We start from the raw sequence: 17,021 nt of genomic DNA on the forward strand, positions 1-17,021 counted from the left end.
TATCGCTCATTCACCGTTCCCAGTGAGCGATGGGCGGACTCTAGCGCTCATTCAGCGTTCCCAGTGAGCGGTAGAGACAAAATAAAAAGCGCCTGGAGCTCACAAGAGTCCAGGCGCTTTTTATTTTCATCAATTCTAGCGGGCGCCGCCGCCACCACCGCCTCCGGCACCGGCGCCTCCGCCCATGCCGGTTGATCCTCCGCCGCCTGAAGCGGCTGAAGAGTTGGCTGAGTTGAAGCCGCCATGGCCGAGGCCTTTCGACCAGCTCTGGGATGCGAGGAGTGGTCCGTAATAATAATGCATCACTTGCGGATAGAGTTCATTCCCCTCCTCTTCCGGTGTCAGTTTCGACAGATGTTTCCTGACGTCGTCGCCTTCTCCGACGAGTATGCTCCAGATGATGTGGGTCCTGTAAGTGCCCTCATCTTCATAAATGCGCCTTGGATCCGCGTTCAGATAATTCTTGTATTGCGAAAGCTGATCGAGCAGCATCCCGCCTTTTTCAGTCGGCGATTCGATCGGCACTGCGACACCCCATACTTTATCTTTCTTGAAATTGAAGTAGCCGTGCGCCTCGAGCCAGCGCTTCGAATACTCGACGATTTCATCCGCGACCGTGCCGACTGACTTCGCATTTTTCCTCGCCCATTTCCTTAAAGACTTTTCATCAATAAAGCCCCGCTCGTCCGCCGCATCGAGCAGCATGCGCCACAGCAGCGGTTCATAGCTGCCTTCCAGGTCATTATCCTTCAGGTGGTCGCTCACTTCCTTGAATGAATATGAATAACCTTCCATCGCTTTCTTATAGTCATGGATGATGATTTCGGGCGTCCCCTTCTCGAGCTTCTGGCCTTCCTTCCGGTCGATTTCAATCGAAATCCTGCCTTCATCCGTCCACTTCATCAAGTACGCCTGGAAGATATCTTCAAAGTACCCCATGTTCAAGTGCTTCAGTACATATGCAAGCCCGGCGTAATCATCGATTTCAGGCGGACTCCCGGTTTCCTGCCCTTTATTCCTCTTTTTAATCGAAGCACCTGAATCAATATGTCCGCCCCGCGCCTGCCGTTTCGTATATTGGGTGAAGAAGGCGATCAAAGCAGCGATGGCCGCAGCGATCGGTGCGAGGATGGCGGCGATCGCCCCGCCGCTCATGCTGCCGTCATCGTAGATCGAGCCGTCCATGGCCGCTGCCGCCTCTTCCTCCAAAGTACCCTCGCCCGTGGCATCCGTATCATACGTCCCTTCGGGAAAATGCATGAGCAGGACGGCATCATTGCCGCTCGACAACGTCTCGCCTGCGGTCCAGCGGATGCCGTCATCCACCGCAACGATATCCCCTTCGAAGCCGAAGCCCCAGAAGCGGATGTCGTCATCATTCAGCGGGACGTCCGACGTCACTTCCATCACAAAATTATCCGTCGGCAGTTCGGTGAACGTATCGAAGTTCCAGTACAGCGACTGTCCGTCCTCCAGATTGCGCACGGCATTCTCCAGAGTATAGTTCACGACATACGTCTGCTCGCCATACTCGCCGATGCCCCAGACAAGTTCGGTGCCGTCATCGGTATCGACCACGCCGTACCGCCCGGCCTTCTCTTCAAGGCCGGCATCGAGGTCCCAGTCCTCTTCCTCAGTGAACCCCTCGACGGAGAAATCCGTGACCTCGACTTCGCCCATATCGTCATCTTCGAACACCATGTAATTTTCCGTGCCCTCGGACATATCCGCCTCGCGCGTCTCCGTGACCGTCACCGAACCATCCTCATTGATTTCGACATCCATCTGCATGTTCGTGATCTCGTTGGCCTGAGCGTTCACACTGAGCATCAATACGAGAGCGGTCGTGAACATCATCCCCATAATATATTTCATGATTTACCCCTTTCGTGATATGTACCTTCAATGGTAATTTTACCATGAAATAAGAGAATCTTTTAAAAGATAACCGCTAAATACAGATTTTCATAAAATCAACCCTCCGGAGCTTATGCCCTGGAGGGTTCCTTCAATCATTATTTCCCTGTCGGTTTTCTTCTCTTCACAAGGAAGCCGAGGCCGAGTGCGGCAAGGATTGTAGCGAATATCGTCGTACTCTGCTGCGCCACACCTGTGTCCGGCAGCATTTCAGTTTCTGATTCCTCCTGCTTTTCAGGGTCAACCTGTTCTGCCGCCTCATCAGCTGGGGCTGCCTCTCCACCTGTCTCTTCAGATGCAGATTCAGTTGACGTTTCAGCGCCCACAGTTCCTTTATTGACATAAACCGGGGTTGCTGTCGTGTTGTCCGCGCCAGCGTCACCGTAAACCACCGCATACTGGCTGAAGTCGGATACTTCAAACACGGCGTAGCCGTCTTCTGTGGTGAAATCGACCGCTTCAAGCGTCTCACCGATATCACCCAGGTAATAGACGTTGGAGACATAGCCGTCAGCCGGCAGGTAGACCGTGACCGGGTTCTCCAGGCTGTACAGCGAACCGTCCTCGTTGAGGATCTGGATGTCGTACAGGTCATGATCGGCACTGATTGCTTCAGACGCGCCGAGCACCGTCACCACCAGTGACTTGTCATCAAGTTCGTCAGACGCACTGACGATCCTCACGCCAGTTTCAGGATCTTCGAGGGCGGAATAAACTTCCCCGTCATCAATGGTTTCAGTGTCGGCCGTGCTTTCATCTTCATCGGAAACGTCGCCTTCAGTCTCCGCATCGGACGCGTCATCAGAACCATCTTCATCTTCAGGTTCTTCATCTGTGTCCTCGGAGTCTTCATCGGAGCCGTCTTCTACTTCATCTTCTTGCTCTTCGTCAGTGTCTTCAGACTCCTCATCGGAATCGTCTTCTATTTCATCTTCTGGCTCTTCTTCTGTTTCTTCGGAGTCCTCATCGGAATCGTCTTCAATTTCGTCTTCCGGCTCTTCGTCTGTGTCTTCGGAATCTTCATCGGAACCGTCTTCTACTTCATCTTCTGGCTCTTCGTCAGTGTCTCCGGACTCCTCATCAAAGCCGTCTTCGACTTCGTCTTCAGGCTCTTCATCTGTGTCTTCGGAATCTGCTTCGGAACCGTCTTCTATGTCATCTTCTGATTCTTCTTCAGTGTCTTCGGACTCCTCATCAGAGCCGTCTTCAACGTCATCTCCTGATTCATTTTCAGTATCTTCGGACTCTTCATCGGAACCGTCTTCCACGTCGTCTTCTGAATCATCTTCTGTATCTTCGGACTCTTCGTCGGAACCGTCTTCCACGTCGTCTTCTGAATCATCCTCAGTATCTTCGGAGTCTTCGTCGGAACCGTCTTCAACGTCGTCTTCTGAATCATCCTCAGTATCTTCGGAGTCTTCATCAGAACCGTCTTCAACGTCATCCTCTGATTCATCTTCAGTATCCTCGGACTCTTCATCGGAATCGTCTTCCACGTCGTCTTCTACGTCATCTTCAGCATCTTCGGAGTCTTCGTCGGAACCGTCTTCCACGTCGTCTTCTGGTTCATCCTCAGTATCTTCAGAGTCTTCGTCGGAATCATCTTCCACGTCATCTTCTGAATCATCTTCTGTATCTTCGGAGTCTTCATCAGAACCGTCTTCAACGTCGTTTTCTAATTCATCTTCTGTTTCCTCGGAATCCTCGTCGGAACCGTCTTCCACGTCGTCTTCAGTATCATCCTCAGTATCTTCGGAATCCTCGTCGGAATCGTCTTCAACGTCATCTTCTGAATCATCTTCAGCATCTTCGGCCTCTTCATCATAACCATCTTCCACGTCGTCTTCGGAATCATCTTCCGGTTCTGTCGGTTCTTCTTCATCTTCCTCCGGTTCCGGAACATAATCTGAGATCAAAAGATCGCCTTCATGCATCCAGCCGAGTGCCACGCCGTCTTCATTTTCAAGCAGGTAGTAATCGTCATAGTTGTATGTGGCGGTTCTGTCCACATGGAATGTCTGGCCTGCAAGGTCTCCTGCATCCGAAGTCCTGACATCGGTGACGCTTGCATACAAGCCTCTGTTGCTTTCATTAACCTGAGCTAGAACATCGGTTGTGCCTTCCTCGATCGGCATGGTTATGCTTGGCGCAGTGCGGTGATGGTACATGTCGTCATAACGTTCACCGATCAGATCGATGACATCATTGTATTCATAACCGAAACGTGCAAAGTATTCATACGGATCGGGTGAGTTCGTGCCGCCAAGGTGTTCGGACACTGCAGCGTGGGACCAGAGGGTGCCTTCTCCCGTATCTTCCGCACTCACTACTGGGAGCTTGTATTTATAAAGCAGGTTCGCAATGTAATCTGCATAGTTGTTGATTGAACGCGCAAAGTCATGGGCGTTGTCATGCCTCACCAGTTCCACATGCATATGCAGCTGGTTGGACACCGGGCCGCCCCCGTATACAAGATAATCCGTATCCGCTATCTGGATGATATGATCCGCATCCACGAAGGCATGGACGAATGCGTTCTCCCAGTTTTCAGACATATAGCTGATTTCACCATGGATGGTGGACGTGTCATTACCGACGTCATGCAGTACGACACCTTCCGGTTTGCCGACTTCCCCATTTTCAGGCTCCCAGCCGTAATTGGAGTGGTAAGCATATTGCGGCAGGTGGTCTAATATATTGTACTGGATCGGCGCGACTTCAAAGTTGTTCACCGCGATATATGCATTGATATCGTCAATCGCCTGCGACATTGACATCGTGCTCATCGTGCTCGCCGAAAAAACCTCAGCAGCTTCAGCTTCGATGCCGTAGTCCTGTGCCAGTGCATCCGTCAGTTCATTCATCGTCTCCGCATCGACTTCAATGTCATCTGCATTTTCTTCTAAAAATGCTGCACGCTCTTCTTCAGAAAGATCTTCAAGTTCCTGCTGCAGGGATTCAGAATCATATTCATATGTAGATTCTTCAGCTTCCGTCTCATCTTCTGCCGGAGCTTCTTCCTGTACAGTGTCTTCTTCAGAAGAGATCTCTTCCACTTCATTCACTTCTTCAGGTTCTTCTGCAGGTTCAGGGATTTCCTCATCTGCTTCAGGAACCATGTCTTCTGCTTCCTCAACCGGGGCTTCTTCGACATCGACAGCACCCTCTGCTTCAATGACACTATCGGATGCCGGTTCTTGTTCTTCGTCAGTTTCATCAACTGAGTCGTCGGCTGTTGCCTCCTCAGCTTCAGTTTCTGCAGGAACTTCTTCAACGATCTCTTCAGTGGCTTCTTCGGACTCTATGCCCTGTTCTTCATCAGAAGCGAGTTCTTCAGATTCAGGCTCTGCAGTTTCAGCTGCGTCCTCTTCCACTTCTTCCTCGACTGTTTCATCGACTTCTGGTGCTTCCACCTCTTCTTCCGGATCTTCATCCGCTTCAGTTGCTTCATCTTCGATTTCTTCAGCTTCCGTATCAGAAATTTCGTCTGCGTCCTCTTCCGCTTCTTCGATGGCTGTTTCCTCGTCGTCCGTCGCTTCCACCTCTGCTTCCGGATCTTCATCCGCTTCAGTTGTTTCGTCTACGACAGTGCCGTCATCCTGAGCTTCGGGATCTTCTTCTATGTCTTCTGTCTCTTCTATATTTTCTTCATCATCTTCTGTGGCTGATTCATACTCTTCATCAGAGTCTTCCGACTCATCTTCAGTCTCTTCGTCTTCATCGCTGTCTTCCGGAGGTGCTTCTTCGTCTTCATCTTCTTCGATAAAATCCAAATCCGTTGCTGATGTCTCATCATCCATTGCATATTCTTGCGTATCTTGCTGCAGATGCTGTTCCTCATGCTCCATTTCTTCTGCACTGACCGCGATCGTCGATGCCAGCAGACCTGTGGAAACCAGTGTGGGAACAATTAAACGATTTTTGTATTTCATAGTTGACCTCCATTAAAAATTTGTACCATTTCATTGTAGTCGTTTTATATATAAAATTGTTGGAATTTACTAAATTTAATATGTTTGTAACATTTAGCTGGCATTCGTATGTTTAATCTGCCCGGAAACGTTTAAATGTACAGTGAGGTCACTTTCCGGGGGGAGGCCATGAAAATGAGTACAAAAACGGTTCTGAACTTAAGCCTTACACTGTTGCTGATTGCCGCGGCAGGGTTTCTTGTCATGTACTTCTACGTTCCTGCCCTCCAGACGACGGGCTTCCTGATATCATTCCTTTTAGGGATCGGTGCCATCATCATTCTGTTGATCATGAACAACCGGAAAAAAGTTGAATAATTAGAAAATATAATCAGACGCTGCATTTGATATGTTTCAAATGCAGCGTCTGATTTACGCTTTGATGATTTCTTCCCCAATTTCCTGTATCACTTCATCCACCGGCCGTCTTGAAAACTTTGTACCGATCATGACATGGTCGATGCCCATGTCTTCGAGTGTCTGCAGATGTTGCTTCAAATGATTGATGCCCATCCTGAGCCCGAGATGGAGATGTTCCGGCTCATGATCGGGGTCTTCATGAAGGTCCAGTGACAGCGACTGTATGAACGGCTTGTATATTTCGCTCCCGCTGCGCCACCTCCGGATGAAGATGTCCTGCATGTCCCGGGCCCTCGGGTAGGTCATCCAGCCGTCGCCGTTTTGTGCGATCCATTCGTGTGTCTGTCCGCTGCTGCCGGTGACGAATGTCGGGATGCGCCGCAGTGCAGGCTTCGGCAGCATGTCGCCTGTCCACATATCCACCCGCCCGGTGGAGATCCGTGGCTCGTCTTCTCTCCAAAGCCGTCTGACGACCTCCAGCGTCTCCCTGAAGATTTCCGCCCGCACCGATTGATCCACTTTATATGCATCGAACTCGATCGGCCTGTCCCCGGTCGCAAGCCCGAGCAGCAGCCTCGACCCTGAAATCCGGTCCAGGGAGGCTGCGTATTTCGCGATGTCGAGCGGATGCCTGAACGTGGTGATGATGCTCCCCATGCCGAGCGCGACCTCACTCGTATGTGCCGCGATATGACTCTGGAATATCCACGGGTCATACATCTGACCGGCATCGCCGAAATTGACCGTGTCATTCAGCGGGATGTCACGCGCCCACAATGCGGTGAATCCATAGTCTTCCGCAAGACGCGCCCTTTTAATCTGAGTCTCCATGTCCATTTCCGGCACACTCTTCCTGTAGCCTTCCAGCGGGAAAGCGAGCCCGAGCGTCATCCTCCCCTGCCCGAATGCGTTCTGGAAGCCTTTATGATTTTCAAATTGATGCTTCATATCCCGTCTCGTCACATTAATTCAGCTCCTGTGCAGTTTATTCATGAAACCATCGTAACATGGTCTGTATGTATACAGATGCATAAAATTCATATCATCAGGGTGGGAATATGTTAAACTGGATTTATGCTAATTTCATTAACGGAGGTCATTGTATGTGGTATGTGAAGCAGTATGATGAATTGGAGCTTGATGAGTTAGAGGAAATTTTAGGTTTGAGGCAGGACATCTTCATCATGGAGCAGGAGAGTTTCTTCCGGGATATCGACGGCCGCGACCAGGGCGCGATCCACGTTTTCCATAAAAAGGACGGCACCATCAAAGCCTACTGCCGGATGGAAGAGACCGATCATGTGTACATAGGCCGTGTGATCGTGAACCCTGAATTCAGGGGTGAGGGTTTCGGCAGGGAGATTTTCCGCTACGGTGTGGAACTTGCGAAGGAAAGGCATCCGGGTAAAGTCATCCGCATCACGGCGATGTCCTACCTGACAGACTTCTATAAATCCTTCGGCTTCACGGCCATTTCCGAAGAATACGATATCGCCGGGCACGACCATATCGATATGGAACTCACGCCGTAAGCATAAAAATGACAAGCACCGGTGAAGTGGACTCGACACTTACGGCGCTTGTCATTTTTATTATAGTAGTAAATTTCATTAATTCTTTTCTATCAAACCTTCTTTAATAATCCATCGCAAAAGCTTGTAATATAATATAATATTCCTATTACTTTTATGGGTAATATCCCCCATTGTATAATATTTAACCAAACCAAGTAATTGGTTCTGTTCATCAAATTTTGTGTGATAATCACAAATTATCTGAGCTGCTACATTAATATTAAATTCGTCTTTCAATAATTCTTTGGCCATGGCTTTATTATCTTTATCACGACAATATAATCTAGCAGTGCTTATTTTAATTTGGCCTATACCTAAGCTCAAATCTAATTGAACAGCCTTGGATATAAGAAATTTAACCGCACATCTTTCTATTATTTTTGTTAATAGCTTTCCACGATTGATATGTTCTATTAATAGTATTCCATATAATTCTTCTCTGTTTATTTCATTCATTTTCGAGTACTTATCGATTAACGATAATCTTTTATCAATAAATGCTTTATTAATTAATATCTTATGCTTATAGTACTCAAGCTTATCTATCATCTATCCTCTCTTCCTCAGCTAGTTCATATGCGTATTCTTCCAATTCATCATCATCATCTTCTTCGTATTCCATTTCATATTCTTCAGCTTCATTGTAATCTTGGGACTGAGTAAAGCTGACCTTTTCCGATAATCGGTTCTGTATATAATTATAAAACCATCTAAAGCCTATCACTAGAATTAACCAGAAGAGCGAATCTCCTATAATTCCTATCATTCGCTCACTATCAAAATTATTGAAGTAAACCCAAGCTATTTCTTGAACCAAATTATATATAATGACAGAAAGCTTCGCAGAAAAGAATGTTATCAAAATAAATACCAGCAGAAAAGCACGAAGTAAAAATTTGTGTTTCAAAAATTTGGGTTTAATATTCTCATCATTTATAAAAACTGGCCACACAATAAGAAAAGTACCCAAAGTCATTCCATAAACGATAAGTTCAGAGCTATCTATGAAAAAGCCTAAAGCTACACCATACAATATAATTATACATATTCTAATAAGGATTGCCCTTCTATCAGGTTGTTCATCTTCAATTTCAGAAAGAATCCCACTTGTAGCGAAATAAGTACCAGGAGAAATTTCTCTCTGTAATTTAAACAAGAAAATCAATCCTATACCAATGAGAAAGCAAACAAGTATATCTAATAAAGAATACATTATAGAACCTCCTTCCTTACTCTTATTTGCCACTTGAAACCCAAGACTCTAAAAGTGTTCAAGGATGGCTCCCTCAGCATAGATGTATCAGTCTTAATATCAACTTTCGAACTAAAACACTTACGGCGCTTGTCATTTTTATTTATCTTACCAGCAGCAGCACGGCAAAGAATATGATGGCGGTGATCAGAAGCTTCTCAAGCAGCTTGTCCGGCATGATGCTTGCATATTTGCCGCCGAGGAATCCGCCGGTGGCCGAGCCGATGGATAAGGCGATCGCAAAATCCCAGCTGATGAGGTCGTTCGCTATGAAGACGAATGTGGAGATGGATATGTAGATCGTGACGACGAGCACTTTGAGTCCGTGCATCTCCGCCATCGGTATCTTCGGCACGAGTGCCAGCAGCGTCAGCATGATGAAGAACCCGACCCCTGCCTGCAGGGCGCCGCCGTATATACCGATGAAGATGAAGGCGATGAACAGCAGTATCAGGGATGTCTTAATATTGAACTTCCCTTTGATGAACCGCTGCGGCTTGATGATCAGGAGCACTGCGAAGATGATCATGAATGTCGCGAGCAGGTTGTCGAAGGTGCTGTCGGCGATGTCCACGGCAAGCTGCGCCCCGTAGATCGAGGCGATCGTCGTCGGCACCGACAGGGCGAGCCCGAGCTTCCAGTTCAGATGGCCGTTCTTGTGGAACTGGTACATCGCGAAGATGTTCTGGAACATGATCGCAATCCTGTTCGTCCCGTTCGCAACCGTCGACGGCAGCCCGAAGAAGATCAGCAGCGGCAGCGTCAGCATCGATCCGCCGGCGGAGATGATGTTGATGAAGCCGACCATGATGCCGACGAGGAGCACTGCGATTAAAGGTAGTATATCCATATGATTACTTCTTTCCATAATGTTTGTCTTTAATCATATCAGTTAACCCGGTCGATTTCATCAGGCTTTTCAAATGAAAAAAGCCCCGGCGCCGTGCCGGGACTGTCATGGTCTTTATTTTGTGAAATCCACCGTCTCGGGTGAATCGAGATTTTCCTTGTCGTTCATCACCTTGATGGATTCGGGTTTTATTCTTAAAACGGTGAAATCCGGGTCGCTCTTCGAATCGAAGTACGACTTATCCTGATTCTGCCACAACCAGTCGAGCGTCTCCTGATCTTCGACGATTTCGACTTTGCCGTCAATTTCGAGGAAGCTGTCGTTCGACGTCTCCTCATAACCGAGCAGCACATGCGTGTGCGGGTTTGCCTCGATCTCCTCGACTTTCAGCGTATCCTTCGCCGTCTTCGTGTAGAGTGTATGGCCGTCGTTGTAGAAGATCATGTAACGGCTGTTCGGCCTCTCGCCGGAAATCGTCGACATCACGCCGACCCGTGATATATTCAGTATATTTTCAATCTCTTCGATCACTTTTTCTTGTTCCATCTAAAATCACCTCAACCGTAGTATTCCACTGAAGGCTGGAGGGTAAACATCCGGTACGGAGAGGGTGGAGGATAGTCTGGACCGATTAAGTCCTCTGGAAGCCATGAGATAATCGAAAAGTGACCCCGTAATCGATTAAGTCCCCTGGAATCCGAAAGATAATCGAAAAGTGACCCCGTAATCGATTAAGTCCCCTGGAATCCGAAAGATAATCGAAATGCGATCCCGGAATCGATTAAGTCCCCTGGAATCCGAAAGATAATCGAAAAGTGACCCCGTAATCGATTAAGTCCCCTGGAATTCATGAGATAATCGAAATGCGATCCCGTAATCGATTAAGTCCCCTGGGAATCCGAAAGATAATCGAAAAGCAATCCCGGAATCGATTAAGTCCTCCGGAATTCAGAAGATAATCGAAATGCATCCTGCTTAACTCCGCCTCTATTGTGGCAGAGGTGGCTCGAGGACATTGAGCGCTTTATTCCATCAGTCCTCAAACCACAAATCCGCAAGCAGTTCCATCGACTGCTTCCGCTTCTCTGGGTCATGGGTGTATGTCACGATGATCAGTTCATCTGCGCCGGTGTCTTCTGCGAATGCTTCGAGCTGCTTCTTGACCGTTTCAGGAGAGCCGACGGCCTTGATGCTGAACATGCCGTCCATCATGGCCCGCTCTTCCGCGGTGCCAAGTTCATCCGGGTCCATTGGTGGCTGGAGCGGGCGCTGCCTGCCGGTCTGCATGTCGGCAATCATCTGCTGACTTGTCGTCCACAGCTTTTCCGCCTCCTCGTCCGTCGGTGCGACGATGACGTTGATGCCCGCCATGACATAAGGGGCGTCGATTTGCGCGGTCGGTGAGTCGGTCGAAAATGCCGAGCGGTAGATGTCGATCTTCTCCTTGTAGTCGTCCGGCGTGAAGTGCGTTGCGATTGAGTAAGGCAGACCGAGCTGGCCGGCGATGGATGCACCGTTCACACTTGAGCCGAGCACCCAAATCGGTATGTGCGTCCCCGTCCCGACGGTTGAAGTGACCGGCACACTCTTGCCCATGCCGTCGTCACTGAACCAGCCGATCATATCATAGATCGAGTTCGCGAAGTTCTGGGCATCACTGTTCGAGCGCGTGATGAGCTGGGAGGTGCGGGAATCCGTGCCCGGTGCGCGCCCGAGTCCGAGATCCACCCGGTCCGGATGCATCTGTGCGATCGTGCCGAAATTCTCAGCCACCTGAAGCGGTGAGTGGTTCGGCAGCATGATGCCGCCCGAGCCGACGCGGATGTTCTCCGTACGGTCCGCCGCCATGCCGATCAGCTGCGCCGTTGCGGCGGATGCCAGGCTCCTCGTATTATGGTGTTCGGCGAACCAGAGCCGTTTGAAACCGAGCTGATCGATAAGTTCAGCATTCTCCATTGCCGCTTCGATTGCTTCCCTCACCGCCTGACCTTCGGATATCCCAACAAGCTCCAATAAATTGAGTGGTACACGTTTCGTCATTTGCTTCAATACTCCTTCATGTATCAATTCTATTGAACACCGTACCATTATCAGGAAGCCCGCTCAAATGATTGAGATTGTAACAGCCTCATCACCACTATGCATAACCGTTATCCACTTTCATACCCTGCATCCGCCGCCAATAAAATTGAGTGCACTGACCAGTTCACTCTAAAATGATCTCAGCGGGTGCCTATAAACAATTGAAGCATCAATCAGGGTCGAGGCCCATCAAATAAAAGGAGGCCATATCAAAAGCTCTGGATTTATTGCAATCCAGAGCTCTTTTAAGTTTAACCGTTGTCTGATACCACTTGATTTTTCTTATTGTTGCCGGTCATGAGACTGACTACGAACATTACCAGAATGCTCACCATGACCGCAATGCCCGAGGCACCGAAAGGATTCGTGAAACCGATGCCAATCGGCAGATAGACTATCCAGTAAACCACGTTACCTACCAGGAGTGATACAATGGCACCGGTTCTCGTCGCTTTCTTCCACAGCGCCCCCATCAGGATCGGTCCGGCTGTTGCAGCCATTATACCGCCGATGCCGATCCATAGGAAGACGGCCAGAGATTCAGGCGGGTTCCATGCGAACAGCACTGCTAATACGATGACGACGATGGTGCTGTACCGGCTGAGACCCAGTTCCCAGTTGGCTGCCCTCATCTCAGACATATTGATTCTCGGTACGATCGTTTTTCTGAATAAATCATTGGCCACGATTTGCGACAGTGATACTATCAGCCCATCTGAAGTCGACATTATGGCTGAAAGTACAGCAACAGCCAGAAAGGCTGCTATTATTGGAGGGAATAACTCACTGAACAGTACTGGAATGATGGAGTCGGGATGTATTCCTGCATCCCCGCCGACCACCGCTATACCCAGCATGCCACCTAAGGCCATGACTGGAAGGAAAGTGGCGAATATGGTCGTATACATCAGCAGTTTTTTCATATCCTTACCATCTTTCACCGCCATGAATTTGTTTCCTAAATGTGGCTGTATGGAAAATGGTAGATGGGCGATGAACAACAGGGCGACAAGCCAAAAAGCGCCATATGTCATATCCCCCGGAAGGAAGAAAGAATTGAAGTCGCCTTCAGGCCTCTCCTGTGAAATGGCATCCATCATCCCACTGAAACCACCTTCTACCCCAAAGCCCGTAAAAAATGATACAAAGATGATCATTGCGATGCATAGCATCAGGAAACCCTGTACTGCATCGGTGATGATATCTGAATGGGAACCGCCAAGGAAAACATAGATTCCTAGTACTATTCCGGTAATTATGAGACCTGTTCCATATTCCACACCCAGCATCGTCTGGAACATCGTACCGGCGGCCACGAATTGAGATATCACGTAGAAAATAAGTAAAATTGAAATGATGCTCAGTGCAATCCTTAAAAATTCACTGTTGTATCTTTCCCCTATGAATTCCGGAATGGTCCTGGTGCCGAAGTTATCCCCATACTTCTTAATCACCTTGGCTACGAACATCATTCCGATAACAGTGGCTATGGGATATAAAAGTGGGTACCATAGTGAAGGCGTCCCGATACTGTAAGCAAGACCAGGTATCCCCATGAAAGTCGATCCACTGGCAATACCAGCAGCTATGACCAAAGCCATCGTCAACGGGCTGTAGCTTGAACGTGCAGTTGCAAAATCATCAGCGTCTTTAGTCCTTTTCATACCTACAAAACCTAATGCAATCATACCCCCTATGAATACAACCACAAAAATCCATGAATATAAAACGATTTCAGAATTCATATTATCCCCCTCGCACTACGTTTATTATTTATCATCTTCGTCTTCCAGCAATGGTGTCTTGAAAAGTACGAGAGCGACGCCTATCCACGTACCTAGAATCAGTATGCCGCCGATTAAAAGAAAGTTCATACTTTTATTTCCCCTTCCCCTAAAACAAAACTTTTGATTACTTTATGTTTTTTCAACTCTTCATACATATTGGATAAAGGTTCATACAAATAATATTTGGTATCCCCCGACTTGGTGGTCCTCTCTTCCACTTGATAAGGTACAAAGAAGGAATCTACATAATCGCATTCAATCTTCGGTATCTTCCAAACCCTCCGCTTGTATATAAAGTACTTCCTCAGAGCTTCCCTGCTTTTTTCATGAAAAGCATCATCGGAAATCCCTCTTGGAATCACTTTTGCCTCATCTGCTTCCATGGAGGAAACATCAGGCACGTCAACGACAATCCCGATGTTTCCAGTAACGGCGTCTCCATAAGTCACGACCAGTTCTTTCCGAGTAAAGAGGAGTGTCCTGAATGTAACCTTCCATACTGCAAGCTGGTTAGGGTAATAATACGTTTCCAGATCATCTTTCAATGTCGCTTCAACACATTTAATATCCATAACTCATTCCTCAAAAGTGATGGAGGCCCTGTTCACTTTCCTTGCTGCCGACTGGTCAAGGGCTTCCTGTATATTCTTAAAATCGAATTCTCCGTCGATCATGTCTTCAAAAGGATATTTTTCTATATTTTGTTCCAGAAAATCCAATGATTTCTTCAAGAACCATGGATGATATCGTACTATGGGATAGATTGTTATACTCTTCCTCGTCATCAGGCCGGGATCGAACTCCGTCATCTGACCCGGTGATATATTTCCGATGCTCACATATCTCCCGCCACTGGCCACAAGATGGATACCTTCCTGGAAGGCCGCCGGGACCCCGGATAACTCCATCCCCACATCTGCACCTTCACCGTCAGTCAGCTCTTTCACTCTTTCCGCACGTTCTTCCGGTGTGGAATATTCATTCATATCTATTACATGGTCTGCACCGAATTTTTTGGCATTTTCTAGTCGTGGGGCCACGCCGTCTATTACAATCACTATCGCACCTTTCTCTTTTGCCACTGCAGCTGCATTTAGCCCCAGCCCTCCGGCGCCCTGGATCACGACTGATTCACCATATTTCAAATCAGCCCTCTCCAAGCCGAAGTATACTTGTGATAATGCACAATTTGCGCTCGCCGCCACTTTATCAGGTATATTGTCAGGCACTTTATAGAAGTAGACATCCGGATGGACGTAATAATGAGAGGCAAAGCTTCCATGGAAATGTGGTGCTTCGGCTGCAGGTTTGTTCCAAAATTCATATGCATTTTCACATAAATTGAATGCACCTTTCCTGCACATCGCACATTTTCTGCATGTCTGGAAATATGTAGATGTAATGCGATCACCTACTTTAATTTCTTCCCCGCTGAAATCGGTCAGTGTCCCTTCACCAAGTTCAGCAATTTCCCCGACCATCTCATGACCGAGGACCCCTTGTTTCTTGGTCGGGTGATGGCCTTTCCATATGTGTATTTCAGATCCACATACATTAGTCCTGCGTACTTTAAGCAGCATTGCACCCTTTTCAGGTCTCGGTAAGTCATAGTTTTCAACTTCCATTTTTTCCGGCTGCTTCATCTCAGCTACTTTTCCTTTCATAATCAAAACTCCTTTTCACAATTTTTGTATACGCTTACAAATTCGTCAAAATTATCTGCTGATTTTTATGGCAACATTCTTTACTTGAGTATAATGTTTCAATGATTCAAGACCTTTTTCCCTGCCGAAGCCACTTTTACCCTGGCCGCCGAACGGCATCTCGACACCGCCGCCTGCACCGTAGTTATTCACGAACACCTGACCCGACCTTACTCTTTGGGATAACCACAATGCTGTGTTGATATTGCTTGTCCAAATCCCGGTCACAAGCCCATAATCTGTCGAGTTGGCAAGTTCAAGTGCTTCCTCAAGTGTTTCAAATTCGAACGCTGCCACCACAGGTCCGAAAAGCTCTTCCTGTGCAAGTCTGCTGTCCTTGGATTTCGGAATGACCAAAGTCGGCTCAAAGAATAATCCACTCGTCATACCCTCTATGGACTTCCCTCCCCTGATGATTTCAGTTCCTTCTTCATCGGCAACTTTCATGTAGTTGACCAGAGTGTCCATTTGCTTTTCAGAAACGACAGGCCCCATCTGCTTGTCTTCAATTCCTGGCCCTATAGTCACCCGACTCATGATTCCGGTCACTTTCTCCAGAAACTCATCCTTGATGCTTTTCTCAACCAGCAACCGGCTGCCCGCAGTACATGTTTGACCCGTATTTTGAATCAAAGTGCGTACAACCCAATCCGCTGCTTCCTCTAAATTTGCATCGGCAAATACAATATTGGGTGATTTGCCACCCAGCTCGAGTGTCAGGGATTTGATATGCTTTGCTGCGTTCTTCATCACTGACGTGCCTGTCGGAACGGATCCGGTAAAGGTGATGTGATCGATATCGGGGTGTGACGACAACGCATCACCCGCTTCATACCCATAACCGGTCACAACGTTGAAGACCCCTGTTGGAAGATCTGTCTGCTTGATCAATTCTGCAATCTTCAAAGTTGTGATGGATGTGTCTTCTGCAGGCTTTACGACGACAGTATTCCCTGCTGCTAGTGCTGGAGCGACACTCCTTGCCGTCATCTGCAGTGGATAATTCCAAGGAACGATATGAGCAGTCACACCAAAAGGCTCACGGACTGTATAATCCAACATCTCACTGTTGATCGGTATGGTCTCACCCAGAATCTTATCCGCTGCCCCGCCAAAATATTCAAAATACCTGGCTGCCACTTCTACATCCGCATAAGCCTGTGTCAATGGTTTACCCATATCCAAAGTCTCAAGCTCAGCCAGTTCATCCTTGTTCTCCCTTATTACACTTGCGATTTTAAATAATATCCTCGACCTTTCTGCCGGTATGATTTCCCGCCCTTCTGTTGCTTCGAAAGCTTCTCTTGCAGCTTGTACCGCCTTATCCACATCTGTTGCGGTGGCTCTCGGAAACTTTGCCAAAACTTCCATGTTGGCGGGGTTTTTCGTTTCTATCATCTTTCCACTACTGCTCTCCACCCATTTGTTGCCTATGAACATCTTGAAAGATTTCATTTTGTCCCCCTTTTTATGATAATTCACTAATCAGGATATTGTATCCAATTTAAATAATATTACAACAAGT

The 17,021-nt window shown here is 47.7% G+C and carries 14 protein-coding genes; 2 read left to right on the forward strand and 12 right to left on the reverse strand.

From position 1 onward, the window contains the following. Window positions 1-135 precede the first annotated feature (135 nt). Both BUA12_RS07520 and BUA12_RS13045 read right to left on the reverse strand, forming a co-directional pair. Entirely contained in the window at window positions 136-1,875 is a 1,740-nt protein-coding gene (locus BUA12_RS07520) for a DUF2207 domain-containing protein (protein WP_084670029.1), read from the reverse strand. A gap of 140 nt (window positions 1,876-2,015) precedes the next feature. Then, window positions 2,016-5,849: an LPXTG cell wall anchor domain-containing protein gene (locus tag BUA12_RS13045; protein ID WP_072709968.1), complete on the reverse strand. Its 3,834-nt coding sequence runs from the start codon at window positions 5,847-5,849 to the stop codon at window positions 2,016-2,018. A 174-nt stretch (window positions 5,850-6,023) separates the two neighbouring features. On the opposite strand from BUA12_RS13045, the gene BUA12_RS07530 reads away from it, so the two are divergent. Continuing rightward, complete coding sequence (locus BUA12_RS07530) at window positions 6,024-6,206, forward strand: hypothetical protein (RefSeq protein ID WP_143146109.1); 183 nt, start codon at window positions 6,024-6,026, stop codon at window positions 6,204-6,206. 54 nt (window positions 6,207-6,260) lie between these two features. Here the strand turns inward: BUA12_RS07530 and BUA12_RS07535 are convergent, their stop codons facing one another. Continuing rightward, window positions 6,261-7,211 carry an LLM class oxidoreductase gene (locus BUA12_RS07535; protein WP_331463072.1) on the reverse strand — a complete coding sequence of 317 codons (951 nt, stop codon included), beginning with the start codon at window positions 7,209-7,211 and terminating at the stop codon, window positions 6,261-6,263. 140 nt (window positions 7,212-7,351) lie between these two features. Here BUA12_RS07535 and BUA12_RS07540 point away from each other — a divergent pair, with 140 nt between their 5' ends. Next, the gene (locus BUA12_RS07540; RefSeq protein WP_072709973.1) at window positions 7,352-7,780 is read left to right on the forward strand and encodes a GNAT family N-acetyltransferase; all 429 of its coding nucleotides are present in this window, start codon (window positions 7,352-7,354) and stop codon (window positions 7,778-7,780) included. A gap of 78 nt (window positions 7,781-7,858) precedes the next feature. Here the strand turns inward: BUA12_RS07540 and BUA12_RS07545 are convergent, their stop codons facing one another. The 9 genes from BUA12_RS07545 to BUA12_RS07585 form a co-directional block, all read right to left on the reverse strand. After that, window positions 7,859-8,371 (reverse strand): hypothetical protein, encoded by a 513-nt coding sequence (locus BUA12_RS07545; protein ID WP_072709975.1) that lies wholly within the window; start codon window positions 8,369-8,371, stop codon window positions 7,859-7,861. Continuing rightward, entirely contained in the window at window positions 8,361-9,035 is a 675-nt protein-coding gene (locus tag BUA12_RS07550; protein WP_072709976.1) for a hypothetical protein, read from the reverse strand. The genes BUA12_RS07545 and BUA12_RS07550 overlap by 11 nt, the downstream gene beginning before the upstream one ends. 142 nt (window positions 9,036-9,177) lie before the next feature. Beyond that, window positions 9,178-9,924, reverse strand: a complete 747-nt coding sequence (locus BUA12_RS07555; protein WP_072709978.1) for a sulfite exporter TauE/SafE family protein — start codon at window positions 9,922-9,924, stop codon at window positions 9,178-9,180. A gap of 114 nt (window positions 9,925-10,038) precedes the next feature. Continuing rightward, a complete protein-coding gene (locus tag BUA12_RS07560; RefSeq protein ID WP_072709980.1) occupies window positions 10,039-10,470 on the reverse strand; it encodes a pyridoxamine 5'-phosphate oxidase family protein in 432 nt (143 codons plus the stop codon). Window positions 10,471-10,956: 486 nt separating this feature from the next. Further along, window positions 10,957-11,964 (reverse strand): LLM class flavin-dependent oxidoreductase, encoded by a 1,008-nt coding sequence (locus BUA12_RS07565; RefSeq protein WP_072709981.1) that lies wholly within the window; start codon window positions 11,962-11,964, stop codon window positions 10,957-10,959. Between the two features lie 293 nt (window positions 11,965-12,257). Continuing rightward, entirely contained in the window at window positions 12,258-13,694 is a 1,437-nt protein-coding gene (locus tag BUA12_RS07570) for a sodium:solute symporter family protein (RefSeq protein WP_245772776.1), read from the reverse strand. 182 nt (window positions 13,695-13,876) lie between these two features. Continuing rightward, entirely contained in the window at window positions 13,877-14,365 is a 489-nt protein-coding gene (locus BUA12_RS07575; RefSeq protein ID WP_072709983.1) for a hypothetical protein, read from the reverse strand. Window positions 14,366-14,368: 3 nt separating this feature from the next. Beyond that, window positions 14,369-15,457: a zinc-binding dehydrogenase gene (locus BUA12_RS07580; protein WP_072709984.1), complete on the reverse strand. Its 1,089-nt coding sequence runs from the start codon at window positions 15,455-15,457 to the stop codon at window positions 14,369-14,371. 51 nt (window positions 15,458-15,508) lie between these two features. After that, the gene (locus BUA12_RS07585) at window positions 15,509-16,951 is read right to left on the reverse strand and encodes an aldehyde dehydrogenase family protein (protein WP_072709985.1); all 1,443 of its coding nucleotides are present in this window, start codon (window positions 16,949-16,951) and stop codon (window positions 15,509-15,511) included. Between the last annotated feature and the right edge of the window lie 70 nt (window positions 16,952-17,021).

This window comes from Lacicoccus alkaliphilus DSM 16010 (assembly GCF_900142805.1).
Classification (GTDB): domain Bacteria; phylum Bacillota; class Bacilli; order Staphylococcales; family Salinicoccaceae; genus Lacicoccus; species Lacicoccus alkaliphilus.